This is a genomic window from Ruegeria sp. SAZD011 (assembly GCF_059612545.1).
The window spans coordinates 1-17,779 of record NZ_JBXWQU010000028.1 but is presented as its reverse complement, the minus strand read 5'-3'; the positions used below and the strand labels follow the sequence as shown (position 1 = coordinate 17,779).

Annotated in this window: 9 protein-coding genes; 2 read left to right on the top strand and 7 right to left on the bottom strand. The window is 65.0% G+C overall.

The genetic code is table 11. The features are described 5' to 3' along the window. From AC2FLM_RS15120 to AC2FLM_RS15100, 5 genes are all read right to left on the bottom strand, one after another. Nucleotides 1-1,601: M10 family metallopeptidase C-terminal domain-containing protein (locus tag AC2FLM_RS15120; RefSeq protein ID WP_496858998.1), on the bottom strand; the 1,601-nt coding region annotated here is incomplete at its 3' end. 194 nt (nucleotides 1,602-1,795) lie between these two features. After that, nucleotides 1,796-4,627 carry a calcium-binding protein gene (locus AC2FLM_RS15115; RefSeq protein WP_496858997.1) on the bottom strand — a complete coding sequence of 944 codons (2,832 nt, stop codon included), beginning with the start codon at nucleotides 4,625-4,627 and terminating at the stop codon, nucleotides 1,796-1,798. A 159-nt stretch (nucleotides 4,628-4,786) separates the two neighbouring features. After that, nucleotides 4,787-5,830: a hypothetical protein gene (locus tag AC2FLM_RS15110; protein ID WP_496858996.1), complete on the bottom strand. Its 1,044-nt coding sequence runs from the start codon at nucleotides 5,828-5,830 to the stop codon at nucleotides 4,787-4,789. Beyond that, nucleotides 5,830-6,966 carry a rhamnan synthesis F family protein gene (locus AC2FLM_RS15105; RefSeq protein ID WP_496858995.1) on the bottom strand — a complete coding sequence of 379 codons (1,137 nt, stop codon included), beginning with the start codon at nucleotides 6,964-6,966 and terminating at the stop codon, nucleotides 5,830-5,832. The genes AC2FLM_RS15110 and AC2FLM_RS15105 overlap by 1 nt, the downstream gene beginning before the upstream one ends. A gap of 21 nt (nucleotides 6,967-6,987) precedes the next feature. Then, nucleotides 6,988-7,788, bottom strand: a complete 801-nt coding sequence (locus tag AC2FLM_RS15100; protein ID WP_496858994.1) for an ABC transporter permease — start codon at nucleotides 7,786-7,788, stop codon at nucleotides 6,988-6,990. Nucleotides 7,789-7,882: 94 nt separating this feature from the next. On the opposite strand from AC2FLM_RS15100, the gene AC2FLM_RS15095 reads away from it, so the two are divergent. Together AC2FLM_RS15095 and AC2FLM_RS15090 are read left to right on the top strand one after the other, a co-directional pair. Beyond that, nucleotides 7,883-9,649 carry a KpsE/RkpR family capsule polysaccharide export protein gene (locus AC2FLM_RS15095; protein ID WP_496858993.1) on the top strand — a complete coding sequence of 589 codons (1,767 nt, stop codon included), beginning with the start codon at nucleotides 7,883-7,885 and terminating at the stop codon, nucleotides 9,647-9,649. Nucleotides 9,650-9,654: 5 nt separating this feature from the next. Continuing rightward, on the top strand, nucleotides 9,655-10,317 hold the full coding sequence (locus AC2FLM_RS15090; protein ID WP_496830740.1) for an ABC transporter ATP-binding protein: 663 nt from the start codon (nucleotides 9,655-9,657) through the stop codon (nucleotides 10,315-10,317). Nucleotides 10,318-10,372: 55 nt separating this feature from the next. On the opposite strand, the gene AC2FLM_RS15085 is transcribed toward AC2FLM_RS15090, so the two are convergent. Together AC2FLM_RS15085 and AC2FLM_RS15080 are read right to left on the bottom strand one after the other, a co-directional pair. Beyond that, nucleotides 10,373-13,435 (bottom strand): M10 family metallopeptidase C-terminal domain-containing protein, encoded by a 3,063-nt coding sequence (locus AC2FLM_RS15085; protein WP_496858992.1) that lies wholly within the window; start codon nucleotides 13,433-13,435, stop codon nucleotides 10,373-10,375. 308 nt (nucleotides 13,436-13,743) lie between these two features. Continuing rightward, complete coding sequence (locus AC2FLM_RS15080; protein ID WP_496858991.1) at nucleotides 13,744-17,403, bottom strand: beta strand repeat-containing protein; 3,660 nt, start codon at nucleotides 17,401-17,403, stop codon at nucleotides 13,744-13,746. Nucleotides 17,404-17,779 lie beyond the last annotated feature (376 nt).

The window sequence follows — 17,779 nt, the reverse complement described above, 5'->3', positions numbered from 1 at the left end:
GAGATCGCGTTCGGGCCGGTGTTCTGCCACTCGACAAAGGTGATCATGTCCTGGCCGGTGCCGCCGTCCAGCGTGTCATTGCCGGTGGTGACCACGAACCAGTCGTAATCGCCGGCGCCGCGCAGGTGGTTGGCCCCGGCATCGCCGCGGATGTAATCGGCATAGATGGTGCCGGTGACCCGCTCGACATTGCTGAGCTGCATCTGCTCGCTGCCATCATGGCTGCGCGCGGTGCCCGCGCCTAGGTCGACATCCAGCCGGAACTGCAGATTGGTCCGCCCCGGCGTGTCGGGCAGGTCGATGAACGAGACCATGTCATTGCCATCCCCGCCATCGATCGTGTCATTGCCGCCCCCCGGCGTGATCCAGTCGGCACCGCCCCCCGCATCAATCCGCTCCGCCGCAGATGTCCCGGGCAGATTCTCCCCCGCATCCGTCCCGGTGATCGGCGGTTCGGGCTGGCTTTGCGCCTGGAGCACGGAAAAGCTGATCGTCTGGTCGCTGAACCTGACCTGTTCCACATCGCGATGCACGAGATCGCGGCCCTCGGACGAGACCACGATCAGGCCGGCATCGGTGCTTTCGATCTGAATTTCGGTCGAGGCCACCTCGAGGTGGGCAATATCGGTGCCGCTGCCGCCGACCAGGGTGTCGTCGCCACCCCCACCCGTCAGGGTGTCGTTGCCGGCACCGCCCTCCAGCCGGTTGGCCACGCCATTGCCGGTCAGCTGGTCATCGCCGCGCCCGCCGATCCCGTTTTCGATCGTCACCCCGTAGGCGATCATGTAACCGCCGACATTTCGGGCCGAGGTCGAGATGTCGGACAGCGAGGCCCAGCCCAGCCCACCGGCCTCGGTCCGCAGCGTCGCCGCCCGCAGGTCGATCACCGCGGGGCCGGTGCTGGCGCTGAAATCGATCACATCGGTGCCGTCGGCGTCCCAGATCGTGATCAATTCCGAGGGGATGTCATAGACATCATTGCCGGCCTTGTGGGTCGTGTTGGCCCCGTACATCGATTGCAGCGCGGCGATGTCGAGCACCATCAGCGAAGTCGGCAGCGCCACGTTCACATTGGGAAATTCCCGAATCTCTCCCTGTTGGTAGGACATCACCGTGTAATAGATGGAGTTGAAGCCGAAATCGCCCGGAGAGGAGACGCTGGTGACACCCGGCAGCGTCAGGGTGTTGAACCCGGTGTCGAACGGATGCCCCAGACCAAAGGAATGCGACAGCTCATGCGTCAGCAGCGAGGCGTCGGCGCTTTCGACCACGAAGACAGTGCCGCCGGCATAGCCCGAAAAGCCACCCGGAACAGCCTGGACGATTTGCAGGTTGATATCGGCGCTGGCCGCGTTCGAGGTTTCGCGCAGGGTGATGTTGGCCACAGCCATGAGGTTCTCGGTCACCGCCCGGAAACTTGCCTTTTCCGCCGCGGTCCAGGCCCGGGTGACGCTGGAACCACCGGGAAAATTCTCGGGATTGTCAACCGGCTGCAGGGCCGGGGCAAAGGAGTATTCCACCACGCCGCTGCGCGTGAACTGGCTGGCCACCGCTCCCAGCAATGTATGCGTGGCCCCGTTGAGTCCTTCTGCACCTGCCATGTCTGTCGTCTCCTGCTCGGTCGTTTTTTGGTCGTTCCGGTTCGTGTTCGGTTGTCCCGCGGCAAGGGCGGGCGGGCGGTCTCCTAAGGGAGCAATATGTCGATTATATGCCTTGGGCGCGCTAAATCTATGCTAATGGCCCCCCGGATAACAGGGGAGCGGGCCATGTGGGGCCGGAACGTGCCGGAAAGGCCTCACAACTCCAGATCCCAGATCCGGATATCGCCGTCGTCGAAACGGAAATATTCCACGTCGATCAGCCTGTCGGTGCCGTCCGGCCCGCGAACGGTGACCGCGTTGTCGGCGGTGCGGGCCAGGCGGTATTCGGCCCGGTTGCCGTCAAAGAGCGCGTAATCCGACCCGCCGCCGCCATCGATCGTGTCATTGCCCCGGCCGCCCTTGAGATAGTCGATCCCGCCATATCCGAACAGGGCGTCGTTGCCGGCCAGGCCCGACAGCTGGTTGCGCCCGGCATTGCCGCCCAGCCGGTCGCCGTAAGGCGAACCGACCAGGTTCTCGATCTCGAAATAGAGATCCAGCGCCGCATCGCCGCCGGTGCCGCGCCCGGTCTCCTGTCCCGCCACCCGGGCCCCGTTGTTGAGCGCCGCCGAGACCCCCGAGGCGGACCGGTAATAGGTCACCGTATCGACCCCGTCGCCGCCGAAATAGCGTTCGCGCCCGCCGGTCGAGCCCACGAACCAGTCATAGCCGCCCAAGCCCCGGAAATCGTTGGAATTGCCATCGCCATAGAACACGTCCTGCCAGCTCGACCCGGTGATCCGCTCGATGCTGACATAGCTGTGCCCGTTGGCCAGGGCGCTGTTCCTTGCGGTATCGGCCAGGTCCACCACCACCCCGGCGACATCGCGGGTGGCCGGCGGCGCGCCCGACCCGAACACCGATCCCGCCACCACGTCGCGGGCGCCCTGCCAGTCCACATAAGAGACCATGTCCTTGCCATTGCCGCCGTTGAGCGTGTCGTTGCCGGTGGTGGCCACGAACCAGTCGTAATCGCCCAGGCCCCGCAACTCGTCATCGCCGGCGCTGCCCTTCATGTAATCGGCATGGATGGTGCCGGTCACCCGCTCGACCGAGATCAGCCGATAGGTATTGGCCGCAGAGGTCTGCGCGGTGCCGACCGACAGGTCGAGATGCAGCAGGAATTCGGTATTGCTGCGTCCGGCCCGGTCCGGCAGGTCGACAAAGCTGACCATGTCGCGCCCGGCGCCACCATCGATCGTGTCCTTGCCGGTGCCCGGCACGATCCAGTCCCAGCCGCCGCGCGCGCGGATATGATCGTTGCCGGCGCCGCCAGAGAGCGTGTTGGCGCCATCGTCACCGTTCAGCCGGTCATTGTGGGACGATCCGGTCACCGCCTCGATATTGCGCAGCGTGTCGCCCAGGGCCGCCCCCGCATTGGCGCTGCTGTCGGCCAGGTCGACGATGGCGGCGATGGGGGCATTGGCATAGCTGATCGTGTCCACCCCGGCGGCGCCGTCGATGGTATCGGCGCCTTCGGACCAGATGAAGGTGTCGTTGCCCGCATCGCCCAGCAGCGGCAGGGTGGGCGGCATCACCGCCCGGCCGTCGCTGAACAGGATCCGCCCCTTCAGGTCGTCGGCGGTAAGGCTGCGGCCGTCATGACTGCGGATGGTCAGGATCTCGTCCCCCCAGCGCAGCGATGCCCCGCCCGAGGCCGAGAGCACCCGCAGCCCGTCCGGGCCGGTCAGAAAGCCGAAGCCGGACAGGTCGATCCGGTCCTCGGTCCGGTTGAAATCCTCGATCCGGTCGCTTTCGGCATCGGGCGAGATCACGAACAGATCCGCCCCCGCACCCCCGGTCAGCGTATCGCGGCCCTGACCGTCGATCAGGATGTCGTCCCCGGCCCCCGCCGACAGGCGCTGGCCGCCGTCCAGCGCAGTCAATACGTCGCGCCCGGCGGTGCCGTCGCGGCCGCGGGCGGTGATGCCCACCTCGCCCAGGTCGAGCTGAAACCGGGTCAGCCCGGCATCGCGGGCCGAAAGGGCAAAGAGGTCGATCCCGCCCGGCCGTTCGACAAAGCGCAGCTGCCGCACCCCGTCCAGCGCGGTCAGCATCCCGTCCACCACGCTGTCCAGCAGGGCCAGCCGCCCGCCCGGCAGCATCTGGAACAGCGACAGCCCGCCATCATTGCCGGCGATGGCGGCAAAGACCTGCCCGTTCACGGTGATGGTGTCCAGCGCCGCCGCCCCCGCGAACCGGGCGCCCAGCGTGTCCAGCGCCTGATCGACAAAGCGCAGGCTGCCATCGGCGCCGATCTCGAGCACCGTCAGCGAGTTGCTGCCATAAGAGGCCACCAGCGCAAAGGCCTGGCCGCCCTGTTCGACCACCTCGACCGCGGTGGGCCGGTTGATCGGCAGGAACTCGCCCCGGCCGAAACTGTCGATCTGGCGCAGCCGCCCGTCCGACCGGATCTCGAGCAGGTTGACGCCGCTTTCCAGCGCCGAGACCGTCACCACGAAGGCCCGGCCATCCAGCGTGATCCCATCCATCGCCGAGACCCCGCCCAGATAGCGGGCGCTGTTGTCGGAGACCGTCGAGGGCTGGGTCGGCACGCCATTTGCGTCCAGCCGGTAGACCGCCGCCCCGGACCCGGCGCTGCGGGCGGCCACCAGATAGGCCTGGCCGCCGACCTGCCGCACATGCAGGGCCAGCAGGTCCCCGGCAAAACCGGTCTCGTCCAGATAGGCCTGGCCGCTGCCCTCGCGCTCCATCAGGCGCAACAGCGTGGCCCGGTCCAGCCGGTGGCTGCCGCCCTCGATCTCGATCTCGACCTGCGTGGCGTTGCGCCCGGTATCCCGGGTCCGCACCGCGCCCGTGCTCAGCGGGGCGCTGCCCAGCTGCCATTCGCTCTGCGTCCGGGTGACCGGGTCCTGCAGGACCAGCACCGGCGTGCCGCCCGCATCGGACACATCCAGCCGCGCCACCTGGCTGAGCAAAGGAAAATCGGCTGTCCAGATCGACTGGACAAACGACAAGACCCCCATTTTTCAATCCCACTCATGCGCCCCCACGCACGGGTTCAGGATTGTTAAAAGAGATTAACGCGGCCTCTTTCAAACATGGCGAAAGCAAGGCTTCTCGACAGCATTCTATTAAAACAGATTAAGGTCGGATGAACCGGCGGGGCCGGAAACCCGCCTGCCTCAGGGCCGGAACCAGGTCCAGGCGCGGCCGGGCCGGTCCCGGTCCGGGGCTGGCGGCATCCGGTAGAGCGCGGCGGCCAGCCGGGCCCAGTCATGCTCACGGATATCGTCGCGGAACAGCATGTCCGCGGGCGGGTCGGCCTCCTGGAACGAGAAGCCCGGCTGCACCGGCTGCACCCGCGCGGCCAGCTCGGCATTGCCTGGCGCGAACCGGCTGCGGAACTTGACGTATTCATAGCGCGCCAGCAGGCTGGTGGGACGGTCCGGCCCGTGTCCCTGACACAGGCTCTCGGCGATCCGCGCGCACATCTCCGCCGGGGGGCGCTCGTCCGGGCCGGCGATCAGGCTGGCCAGGTAATAGACCAGCGGCTCGGGCGAGATATTGCCCTGATCCGCCGAGGGCTGGCGCAGCTCCCCGGCCGCCAGCCCGGTCTCCAGCAGATCGAGAAAGACCTGTGCCAGCCCTCCCGGCGCGGCGCGGGCCTGATGGTAATCGACCAGGTGGATCTGTTCGGGGGCGAAATGGCCCATCAGGGTATTGTAGACACTGGCATGGTCGAGCCGGACGCCGCTGGCCATGCGCTTGTCAAAGGCGCGCCGCACATAGGGATGGATCGCGCGCGGCCCCACGTTGCGGGCCTGATGCAGCCAGACCGATTGCACCAACTCGGCCTGCCGCCGCATCGTGTAGACCAGCCGCAGCTCTTCGAACCCGGACAGGCGGCGGGCCAGATCCGCCAGGTCGACCCGCCGCGCGCCCCAATGCGAGAACAGTTCCGAGGACAGCAGCACCGTGCCCGGCCCCCGGGCATGGCGGTCCAGATCCCGCCACAGCGCCTCGGCCCCGCCGGCGGCGCCCGCGGCCTGCACCGCCTCGGGCACGTCCAGCCAGAGCGCGGTCAGCCCGTGCTGGGCATAGCCGGCGCCGGTGGGCGGATAGATCATCCCGGCCCGCGCCAGCAGGTCCCGGTTCAGGTGGAACAGGTGTTGCAGATAGGTGGTGCCGGTCTTGTAGGCGCCCATATGCAGGACAAGTCTCGCCATTACGCCGCCCCTGGCCGTCGGGGCGGGGCGGGGGCGTCAAGCGCGCGCGCCTCGCACAGGCCCAGCCCGGCGGTTGTCGCCAGGCATCCCAGAACCCGCTCCATCGCATGGGCGGTGGTGCCGTCGACCAGCGCCTGTTCCGGCTCGAAATCCGCGGCACCCAGGCCCAGGGCCGCGATCCGGTCGAGCAGGGTGGGTTTGATCCAGTAGATCGAACCGGCGGCAAAGACCAGCTCTCCGGCCTGTTCCCCGATCCGGGCCAGCAGCGCCTCGGCGCGGGGCCGGTTGGCCCCCCACCAGTCGGCCCCGCGGCAGAGCTGGCCATCGGCGACCCAGAGCGCCAGGTCGTCCCGGTCCAGAAACACCCGCAAACGCCGCCGGATCACCTCCGGGTCTCCCAGCACGCCCACCACCAGGGCCCGGCGCCAGGGATCGCCATCTGCCCGGTGCGGCGATTTCTTGCCATGCAGCTTGCACACCGCCCGATAGCGGGCGAGCAGGCCGGAATTGACCAGATGCACAAACGGCAGGATGTCGCGCCCGCGATTGGGAAACACCCATATCCGCGCCCGGGGAAACGCCGCGCGGATCCGCGCCCGCAGGGCCTCATCCGCCCCGGCCGGGCCACAAAGCGTGACATAGAGATCGAAGTCAAAGTGCTGCCCGGCCAGCGCCAGGGCGAAATCACCCCACATCTCGGGGTAATAGAGATGCAGAACCACCGCGTGATCGGCCCCCGGTTGCGGCGCATCCCCGGGCCCGATCCGGGGCAGGGCCAGCCCGTCGCTCTCGCCGCCGCCCGGCGGCAGCAGGGCGGTCCGGTTCTCGGCCCGCCCGGTCCCGAGGTAATGCAGCAGGGCCCGGGTGCGCGCGGGGTCGAGATCGGGATTGTGGAACAGATAGGCCCGCGGCGAGAACTCCGCCGCCGGGCTCAGCCCCAGCGCCTCGCCGAACAGCGCGTAATGCCGCTCGGGCGCCAGCCGGAACAGCCAGCGCAGGCGCGGGTTCGAGGCCAGATAGAAGGCCCGGTCGAAATACGCGCTTCGCCGCAGCAACCGGACATAGGCGCGGGTCTCGGCATCCGGCCAGAGAAACCGGCCCAGGATACGCAGGCGGCGGGGCAGGGGGTGATCCATCGTCAGGCCTTCCTCTCCGGCCTAGCGCATCAGCAGGATGTCCTTGTGGTGCCGGGTCAGGAACAGCAATCCGAAGATGCCCAGCACCAGGGAGATGACAAAGACATAGAGCGGGCTGACATAGACCGCGTCATAGGTCGCGAAGAACCCCTTGCGCATCTGGCTGGTGATATGGGGCAGCGGGTTCAGCATGAACAGGTCGCGAAACCGGGCCGGTACGTTCTCGGGGATGAAGATGACCCCGGCCAGGATGAACATCGGCCGGTTGCCCACCGCCCAGATCCGGGCCCAGACCGGAAAGCGGGTGGACAGGTAGCAGTTCATCACGCCCACCGACAGGGTGAGCGACACCAGCATCCCGATCGCCAGCATGATGGCCGGCCAGTTCAGGATCGGGTTCAGGTCGAAGATCCAGATGATGCCCGTCATCACGATCACCATGACCAGGAACTGGGTCAGCGCATTGAGCAGGAACCGGGCCAGCAGCGCATCCATGAAGGTGACCGCCGGATAGGACAGGAACGGCCGGGAATAGCTGATGGACGCGGCGATCTGGCCGCTGATCGACATGTAGAACAGGAACGGCAGCAGGCCGGTCGCGTAGAAATAGGGAAAGTTCGTGCCCAGGCTGGGACTGCGCAGGATCAGGTTGAACACGATGCTGAGCAGGGCGACGCCCGCGACCGGCTCCAGAATCGCCCAGATATACCCCCCCGGCGAGGTCCCGTAAGAGGTGCTCATTTCCCGCAGAACCAGCGCGGAGATGCTCCGGAACGTGCGAAAACGGCGGGGGCCTGGCTGTTGCGCCGCGGGAAATGCCATGGTTGGGATGCTTTCAATAACTCTGGATCATGATGGCCTTTGTCGGTAAAGCAAGATAAGGATTTTGTTAGATAATTGAAAGAACGGAATAGACGTGGCCGACACACCGTCATCTGCGAACCCGAACCCGACTTCCCCCTCTGACGAGACCGCATCGGACGATGCGGAAACGCGGGGCGAGGCCGATACCGGCTCTCAGGACAATCTCCTCAGCGATCCGGGTTGCGAGGACCGTACCCTCTGGCTGGGCAGCCTGGGGGCCACCGTCACCCGGCGCAATCACGACCAGTCGGAACCCACCTCGTCCAGCGCGCTGCGCGTCACCTTTGGCGAGGAGGGCAGCGGTGGGGTCTATAGCGAGGCGATCCCGGCCCCGGGACTGCGGCATCGCCGGTTCCGGGTCCGGTTCATGGCCCGGGCCAGCCGGACCGGCATCCGCGTCCGCTATCAGATCGCCAGCCGCAACGATGTGGGGCGGTTGCAGACCCACGAATCCGGGCTGAGTCGGCTGACCACAACCTTCACCCAGATCGAGGATTACGTCACCCTGGGCGATGCCACGGTCGAGAAGATCTATCTGCGGGTCTTCGTGCGCAACGAAGAGCACCAGCAATGGTTCGAAATGACCGATGTCGAGCTGACCGATGTCACCGACAGCGTCGTCGACCAGGCCCCCGAGGCCGCCCCGGCGGCCCGGCCGCGGGAGACCGGCGCGGCGCCCACCGTGATCGAGGTGGCCCCCGCCGCCCAGCCCGCCAGCATGAAGGCGCGGCACTGGATGCTGGTGTTCAGCTTCCTGCTGGCGGTGGTCGCGCCGACGCTGGTGGCGGGCTATTACCTTTATACCCATGCCGCCGACCAATATGCCTCGACCGTGGCCTTCACGGTGCGGCAGGAGGAGAGCGGCTCCGCGCTCGAGGTGCTGGGCGGGCTGCGCAACCTGTCGGGGGCCAGTTCCACCGATACCGACGTGCTCTATCAGTTCATCCAGAGCCAGGAACTGGTGCAGGCGGTGGACCGGGACCTGGATCTGCGGAGCCTCTACCGCAAGCCGGAATACGACCCGGTCTTTACCCTGACCGAAAACGCCTCGATCGAGGAACTGGTGGAGTACTGGACCCGGATGGTCCGCATCCTCTACGATCCGGGCACCGGCCTGATGGAGGTCGAGACCCGCGCCTTCGAGGCCGCCGATGCCAAGGCGATCTCGGAATCGATCTTTCGCTATTCCGGCGACATGATCAACGAGCTGTCCGCGATCGCCCGCGCCGACCTGACCCGTTATGCCAAGGAAGAGCTGGACCTGGCCATCGAGCGGCTGAAAGAGGCGCGGCGGGCGCTGACCCTGTTCCGCAACGAGACCCAGATCGTCGATCCCGGCGCCGATATCCAGGGCCAGATGGGCCTGCTGAATTCGCTACAGGCGCAACTGGCCGAAACCCTGATCGAACAGGATCTGCTGCGTGAAACCGCCCGGGCCAACGACCCCCGGCTGGAACAGGCCAAGCTGAAGATCGAGGTGATCGAGAAACGCATCGGCGAGGAGCGCCGCAAGCTGGGCGTGAGCGGCCAGCATGGCGACACCGGTGCCTTTGCCGATCTGGTGGGCACGTTCGAAAGCCTTCAGGTGGACCGGCAATTCGCCGAGGAGGCCTATGTCTCGGCCCTGTCGGCCTATGATTCCGCCGTTGCCGAAGCCCGCCGGCAGAGCCGCTATCTGGCGGCCTATGTCCGCCCGACCCTAGCCCAGACCCCGCAATATCCGCGACGCGAAATCCTGCTGGTGCTGACCGCCCTGGTCATGTTCGGCATCTGGGCCATCCTGAGCCTCGTTTTCTACAGCCTGCGGGACCGCCGGTAACCGTCATGACCCTGCGACTGGAGCATGTCTCGAAGACCTTCGTCCTCAAGGGCGCGCGCAAGGTGATCGCGGACGACATCACCCTGGAGGTGCCCAAGGGGCGTTCCATCGCCCTGCTGGGCCGCAACGGCGCCGGCAAGTCGAGCCTGCTGAACATGATCGCCGGGGCGATCCAGCCGGATTCGGGCCGTATCGTCACCCTGGGCACCGTGTCCTGGCCGGTGGGGTTTTCCGGCAGTTTCCACCGCGACCTGACCGGGGCGCAGAACGCCAAGTTCCTGGCCCGGGTCTATGGGGTGGATACCGGTGAACTGCTGGCCTTTGTCGAGGATTTCGCCGGGCTGGGCGCGCATTTTCACCAGCCGGTGCATACCTATTCGTCCGGCATGCGCTCGCGCCTGGGTTTTGCCTGTTCGATGGGCATCCATTTCGACATCTACCTGGTGGACGAGGTCACCGCCGTGGGCGATGCCGCCTTCAAGCGCAAGAGCGAAGCCCTGTTCATGAACCGGCTCAACAGCAGCGGCGCCCTGTTCGTGTCCCATTCCATGGCCTCGGTGCGGCGGGTCTGCGACGCGGGGGCGGTGCTGGAAAACGGCCGGCTGACCTATTACGACGATCTCGACGAGGCGATCAGCGTGCATGACCGGAACATGCGCATCGGCTGACCCCGCCCGCGAGCGGGGGAGGGGGCAACGCGGCGCGGCGCCGGGTCCGGGTGGATCACACCAGGTCGAAATCGCTATTGGTCAGCGCAAGCCCGGTGGTGAGGGTGGCAAATTGCTGCGCCGCCCCGGCGCCATCGCCATCGGCATCGTAGAACAGCCCGCCATCATCGGTGTCGTAGATGATCCGGTGATCGGCGGTCTGCGCCGTGCCAGAGGTATTGGCGGCAAAGGCCCCGGCCGCCAGCGCGCCCGGCGACAGGGTGTCGAAGATTGCCACCGACAGTTCGATCTGGTCGTCCACGACACTGTAATCGCGGATGGTGTCGATATTGCCGGCCCCCAGCGCGGTCGAGAACACGAAGGTGTCGTTGCCGCCTTCGCCCGACATCTCGTCGGTGCCCTCCTTGCCGTCGATCCGGTTGTTGCCGCCATTGCCCTGGATCCACTGGCCCAGCTCGTTGCCGGTCAGGCTCAGGTTCGAGGTGCCAAGGCGTGAGGTGGTGTTGATGCTCTCGACCTCGGACCCCGCCGCCAGGGTAAAGTCCTTGCTGGTCGAGACCCGGTCGAACGTGCCCTCGCCCACGGCCTCGACAACCGTGGTTCCGGCGCTGCGCACGATATAGACATCGTTGCCCCGACCGCCGATCAGGGTGTCGCCGTTTGCAGCGGAGCCGCCGCCGTCACCGAGATAGTTCTTGCCGTCATTGCCGATGACCGTCTGTTGCGAGGTGTTGCCCTCGATGTTGCGGCTGTAGGTCGCAAAGCGCGAGGTGGTGGTCAGCAATTCGATGAACACCCCGTCGGCCAGCACGTAATCGACCCCGGCCGCCAACCGGTCATTGGCCCCCTGGGACGAGGATTCAAAGACCTGCGTGCCGGCATTGTAGACCCGGTAAATATCGTTGCCGCCCCGGCCGTGCAGGATATCCGCGCCCGCCCCACCGCCATCGCCCAGCGTGTTGGCGCCGTCATTGCCGACGATGGTCTGCGACAGTTCATTGCCAAAAAGGGAGATGGCGGTACTGCCGCCGGAATTGGTGGTCGAGAGAATTTCGATATCCGTCCCGGCCGTGAGCTCGAAGCTGGACAGGCGGCGCACGGCGACATGGTCCCCCGTCCCCTGGCCGGATGTTTCCGTTATCACGTCGCCGACATTGTCGACGTAGTAATAGTCGTTGCCGGTTCCGCCTTCCATGACATCGCCGCCCAGCCCCCCGGTAAGCGTGTCGTTGCCCGAACCTCCGTCCAGGGTGTCGCTGCCATTGCCGCCGTCGAGCGTGTCGTCGCCGACACCGCCCCGCAACGTGTCATTGCCGTCGTTTCCGGCGATCTCGTCATTCCCGCCGGTGCCGTCGGCAATGAATTCAACGGCCCCCGCCGTGACAAGAACCGGGGTTCCGGGTGACACCAGATTGACGAACTGGCTGTTTGCCGCGTCGACCGACCAATGCGCCTTGAGATTGGGCACCGCGGCGGCGCTGACCTCGGTAAACGCGTCCGCCCGGATGTCGTCGGCGGTGCGGGCCACATCGAAGACCCGGATGTCGCCCAATCTGCCGGTCAGGGATTGCGCGCCGTCGAACCCGCCGCCCAAGCTATCCTGATCCTGCCCGAACACCAGCGTTCCGCCCGTGGTCACAGCCCCTGTGGGAAAGGTCGTGCTGGCCAGAACGACACCATCGACATAAAGGGTCACCGTACTGTTCGCACCGGCATCGACCACAAGGGACATCCGGTGCAGGTCGCCGTCGAACAGGCCCCGGCCATCGACGCCGGTATCGACAAACTGGTCGTTGTAGTAGAGTTCGATCTCGCCATCGGTGCCAAGCCCGACAAGGAGTTCATTGAACGACCCCGGAACGGCATAGGACAGAAAGCTCTGGAAGCGTCCGCTGAAAGGATGCGCATCGGATCGGAACAGCCAGTCGACCGTCAGATCGCCGGCCGGCATGGCAAAACCCGCCACCGAAACGCTTTGGTCGGACGGGGTGCCGTAGTTGAGCCGGACCATGTCGAAATTGCCGTCACCCAGCAGCAGATCCGCATCCTCCCCGCCCAGCAGGGTGTCGTTGCCCCCGGCGCCCATGACGGTATCGTCGCCCGCGCCACTTTCGATCCGGTTGGCGGCCTGGTTGCCCACGATCCGGTCATTGCCGGTTCCGCCCTTGGCATGCTCGATCAGTGAGCGGGTGTCGTTTTCGAACAGCCGGGCATTGGCGACGTTGAAATCCGCGGGCACCCGGGCGCCGGTTTTTCCGTTCAGATCGGCAAGCTGCGCATCGTCGAAAATCGAGAATTCACCGGGCGCCAGGTCGATCTTCAGGTTTGTGGTGTAATTGCTCAGATCATAGGTGTCTTCGCCATCGCCGTCCCAGATGGTTCGAAAGATCCGGTTTCCGGCGGGCGCGCCCTGTCCGGTGCCGTTGATGGACATCTCTCCGGTCGCCGTGTCGAAGGTATAGACGGAATTGCCGCTCCAGACCTCGCCCGTGGTGGCGTAATTGGCCCCGTAGAGGAATTGAAGGGCCGCGATATCGAGGATGGGAAAGGTTTGCGCCCAATCGACGGGTCCGCCGTCGAATGTCCCCTGAGTGTCCTCGAAGAAGTCGGTATAGGTTACGGTCGTGTAGTTCTGGGAATCGAGGCCAAACGCCTTGAAGGCGGGATATTCATGACCGTGCTCCAGCCCGAAAGCATGTCCAAGCTCGTGCAGGATATAAAGATAGGCCTCGTTGCCGCTGATCGGGTTGTCCACCTCGGGAGAGGCGTAAACTGTATCTCCGGCTTGCTCATTGGTCCCGGGAACACGTGCGAAGGCGCCGAAATTCCCCACTTCGGAATGCAGTGCAAACACGGCTTTGGCCCCGGTTCCGTCCCCGGGCAACTCGCTGAATGTCAGGGTGGTAAAGCTTGCAACCTCGGCAAAGATCATGCGGGTGGCGGCTTTCTGAACGTCGTTGAACGCCTGGAAAGGGCCATCGGTTCCAACGGTATAGCCATAATAGGTCGGCGCGTCGGGAAAGGCGAAGGTGAGGTGGGAATCGGCCCATTTGAGAGACCACAGCCAAGCGTCGAACTCGTCGGTTGAGGTTCCCGAAGCGACGACATTGGCGCACATGTGCGGTTCCTTTCAAATGTCTCTTCGAAACCGCCCATGCGGATGCGCGCAGGGCAGCCCGGATCAATGAACGCGGCCCAGACCCCTGAAAAGAGGTGTCATCCAGGCGCGAGGCGGCGGCCAAAGCCTGCGCAAGAAATCACCTGTCCACAGGAAGACCCATCCGGAAAATACTGGGGGGAGTGGACCTCAAGATTGGTGCGCCGCTACAACGTCATGCGACTATAGCAAAATTTGTTAACTATTTCGGAACTATTTTGTGCCAGCGGCGCCATATGTGTCTGGCGCCGCTGGTTGTTTTGGGTGGCTCAGACGATGTCGAAATCCGCGTTGGTGAGCGACAGGCCCGTGGTGAGGATGGCGAATTGCTGCGCCGCCCCGGCCCCATTGCCATCCGCGTCGAAGAACAGCGCGCCGCTGTCGGTATCATAGATGATCCGGTGATCGGCGGTCTGCGCCGTGCCCGAGGTATTGGCGACAAAGGCGTTGGCGCCCAGGGTGCCCGCGGACAGGCCCGTGAAGATCGCCGAGGCCAGTTCGATCTGGTCGTCCGCGACGCTGTAATCGCGGATGGTGTCGATATTGCCGGCCCCCAGCGCGGTCGAGAACACGAAGGTGTCACTGCCGCCTTCGCCCGACATCTCGTCGGTGCCCTCCTTGCCGTCCAGCCGGTTGGCGCCGCCATTGCCCTGCAACCATTGCGCCAGCTCGTTGCCGGTCAGGTCGATCGCATTGGTGCCGAACCGCGAGGTGGTGTTGATGCTCTCGACCTCGGACCCCGCCGACAGGGTAAAGTCCTTGCTGGTCGAGACCCGGTCGAACGTGCCCTCGCCCACGGCCTCGACAACCGTGGTGCCGGCGCTGCGCACCACATAGACATCGTTGCCGTCGCCACCGATCAGGGTGTCGCCATTGGTCACCGAGCCGCCGCCATCGCCCAGCACGTTCTTGCCGTCATTGCCGACAATCGTCTGTTTCGACGTGTTGCCCTCGATGTTCCGGCTGTAGGTCGCATTGCGCGAGGTGGTGGTCAGCAATTCGATGAACACCCCGTCGGCCAGCACATAATTGACCCCGGCGCCAAGCCGGTCATTGGCCCCCTGGGACGAGGATTCAAAGACCTGCGTGCCGGCATTGTAGACCCGGTAGGTATCGTCGCCGCCCCGGCCGTGCAGGATATCCGCGCCCGCGCCGCCACCGTCGCCCAGCGTGTTGACGCCGTCATTGCCGACGATGGTCTGGGCCACCTCGTTGCCGATCAGGTCCATGGCCGTGGTGCCCGCCGAATTGGCGGTGGTCAGCAGTTCGATATCGACCCCGGCCGCCAGCGTATAGCTGCCGTTCATATGCACCGACACCCGGTCCATCGTGCCGTTGCCCGCGGTCTCGACGATCTCGTCCAGCGGGTTGTCGACATAGTAGAAGTCATTGCCGCCCAGGCCGATCATCCGGTCATTGCCATCCCAGCCTTCCAGGATGTCGTCGCCGCTGGTGCCGGTCAGCGTATCGTCGAGATTGCTGCCGTCCAGCTGTTCGATATCGGTATAGCTATCGCCCACCGCATCGCCGGTATTGTTGGCCGGATTGTTCATATCCGCGACCACACCGCTGGCCGAGTTGATATAGCTCACCGTATCGTGGCCCAGCGGGCCGCCGTTGAAATTGCCGGTCTCGGCGGTGCCGTCAAACACCTCGTCGCCATCCTCGCCGTTGATCGTGACGGTGACCGTCGCGGTATCGCCGCCGGTGATGGTATAGGTAAAGGTATCGGTGTCGGTGGCGCCCAGGGCCATGCCGTCAAAGGCGCCGTTGGTGTTGTAAGTGAAGGTGCCGTTGGCATTCAGCGTCAGCAGCGCGCCCGAGGCCAGGGTGATCTGGGTGCCGACATTGGCGGCATTGCCATTCACCTCGGTGACGCTGAACGCATCGTTTTCCGCATCCGAATCCGCGGTCGTCGGGTTGGCCCCGAACACATCGCCGTTGAGCGTTGCCGTCTCGTTGACCGATACCGCGTCATCCACCGCAACCGCCGGATCGTCGACCGACGTGATGTCGATATTGACTGTCCCGAGCGCGACATCGCCCGACCCGTCGCCATCATTGGCGCTGATGCTCAGAGTAGCGGCATTGTTACCATTGGCATTCAGCGCGCCGGTATACTGGATGTTCGAGGCGGTATCGAGATAGGTATTGATATCCGCCACCGAGCCCACCAGCGTGATGGTGGTGGCATTGACCAGCGTTTCCGTGACACCGGCGCCCACGCCCGCCCCGTCCGCCGGGGACGAGAAGGTGCCCGCGTCCACGCTCAGGGTGACGGTGATCGGGTCGCTGTCCGGATCGGTCAGGGTGGCCGCGGACAGGTCGATATTGCCGGCGGTGTCCTCGGTGACGCTGACGTCGGTGGGCAGGCCCGAGATGCCGGGGTTGTCGTTCACCGCGGTGACATTCACCGTCGCCGTCGAGGTCGCCGAATTGCCGGCGCCGTCATTGAGCACGATATTGATCGAACGGGCCCCGCCGGTCGGGTTCTCATCGTTGGAATTGTCATAGCGCAGCGCCTCGATCAGCTCTTCGATCACCGCCGGTGTCGCAGTGGCCGAGGTGAAGGTGATCACCAGGTTCGCCCCGTTGGCGCCGCCACTGACGGTGCCGAACTGGACGCTGTTGTAGAACACGCCACCGCCGGCAACGCCGATGCCCGTGGCACCGCCATTGTTGACCGACAGCTGATCCTCGCTCAGCGCGCTGGTGATCGAGACGGTCAGGCTGCCGCCGTTGAAATTGGCGTGGTCGGGGTCGGTGACCGAAACATCGGTGCCGGATTCGATCGGGACCGGGCCGCCGAACAGCTCGTTATAGGCCGAGACATCGCCGTGAAACCCGGTGATCACCGGCAGGTCGTTGACCGGGGTGATGGAGAAGGTGAAGGTCTGGCCGGTGACCGGGGTGGTCCCGTCCGACACCTGGAACCCGAAACTGTCCGAGGTGGTCTCGCCGCCATTGTGCTGGTATCTTATGGTGCCGCTGTTGATTTCGTTCTGGGTAAAGGTGCCGCCAAGGCCAAGGGCGCTTTCCCCACCATCGACCACATTGTTGAAATTGAAATCCCGCCAGAGCGTGCCATTCGAAACCGAGCTGGTGGTGATCGTGTAGGTCAGGCTGGTATCCGCGGTGTCGACATCGTTGGTGTCCAGCTCGGACGAGGTGATGACATCGACCGCGCCTTCGTTCAGCGACGAGCCGGTATTGGTGTCCACCGTCGGCGCGGCGCCCGGCGCCTGCACCGTCATCGCGCTGAGCGAGGTGAACGGGTCGGCGCCCGCTGTCGATGTAAAGGCGGTGGATTGCGCGGTCCAGTTCGCGGCATTGGCAATCGCCGCCTGCAACTCTGCCTTGGTGCCGGTGGTGGTCCCGCTGTAATAGAGGTTGCCGTTGCCTGTCGCGGTTCCGACTTCGATGTAAGCCGGGGAATAAGCGGTGTTCAGATCGGAATTGAGCGGGCGCGTCGAATTGGTGCCCGAGGTCCCGGCCGGAATACCCGACCATGCCCCTTCAGGCGAACTGTCGTCGAAATCCGTCCCCCAGATCAGGGTGGGTGAGGCGAGCGAGCCTTGCAGCACGAAGAGCTGGTCGCCGCCGCTGGCAATCGACCAGAAACTGCCGCCGATCCCGACCTGGGTCGCGTTCACGGTGCCGCTGGAGACACCGTTGATATAGACGTTCAACACTCCGTCAGAGCCGGTTTCAGAAAATGTGACGATGGTTCCGGCGGTCAGGTTGCTGGACGGGGTCCAAGAGAACTGAGCTTCGCCGGTGGCGAAATTGTTGCCGTCGGTCCAGCTCTGGTCGGTGAAGATGATCGGATGGTTGGTATCCACATCGACCAGCAAGACAACGCTGAAGGCGTCAACGTTATCGGGTTGCCAGCCAACAACGGCGACATCGCCCTGATTGAGAATGGTCATGGAATGCTCCCTCTGAAAGTCCGCGCATGGGAAATGGCTGACTGATTTTGCGTTTTAACTATGCCGGCGAGTCTATCCTTCGGCCCCTGCATGTCACGGGTTTTGTCTGCCTGTCCGTGCCGAAGGGGAAAAAAGGTATCTCCGACCCACCTTTTCCCGCTCCGGCGGCCAGGAAACGCGTCCGGGGCCCGCCAGCCTATGCGTCCATGCGCGAGCGTAGGGCGGGATGGCGAAACCGTCTGTAACCTGCGTCACATCAAGGACGGGAAACCCGCCCGCGCATCCGGCAGGCAGGTTGTTTTACATAAAACGGATTATCTGTCAGTTTTGCGGCACATGGGGCACATTCTAAACTGGGTTGCGACGAATCCCCTAT

Bases quoted from the DNA above. Each gene is read 5' to 3' on its own strand.
- AC2FLM_RS15105 (WP_496858995.1), bottom strand. From the start codon at position 6,966: ATGGATCACCCCCTGCCCCGCCGCCTGCGTATCCTGGGCCGGTTTCTC.
- AC2FLM_RS15115 (WP_496858997.1), bottom strand. From the start codon at position 4,627: ATGGGGGTCTTGTCGTTTGTCCAGTCGATCTGGACAGCCGATTTTCCT.
- AC2FLM_RS15090 (WP_496830740.1), top strand. From the start codon at position 9,655: ATGACCCTGCGACTGGAGCATGTCTCGAAGACCTTCGTCCTCAAGGGC.
- AC2FLM_RS15085 (WP_496858992.1), bottom strand. From the start codon at position 13,435: ATGTGCGCCAATGTCGTCGCTTCGGGAACCTCAACCGACGAGTTCGAC.
- AC2FLM_RS15080 (WP_496858991.1), bottom strand. From the start codon at position 17,403: ATGACCATTCTCAATCAGGGCGATGTCGCCGTTGTTGGCTGGCAACCC.
- AC2FLM_RS15100 (WP_496858994.1), bottom strand. From the start codon at position 7,788: ATGGCATTTCCCGCGGCGCAACAGCCAGGCCCCCGCCGTTTTCGCACG.
- AC2FLM_RS15110 (WP_496858996.1), bottom strand. From the start codon at position 5,830: ATGGCGAGACTTGTCCTGCATATGGGCGCCTACAAGACCGGCACCACC.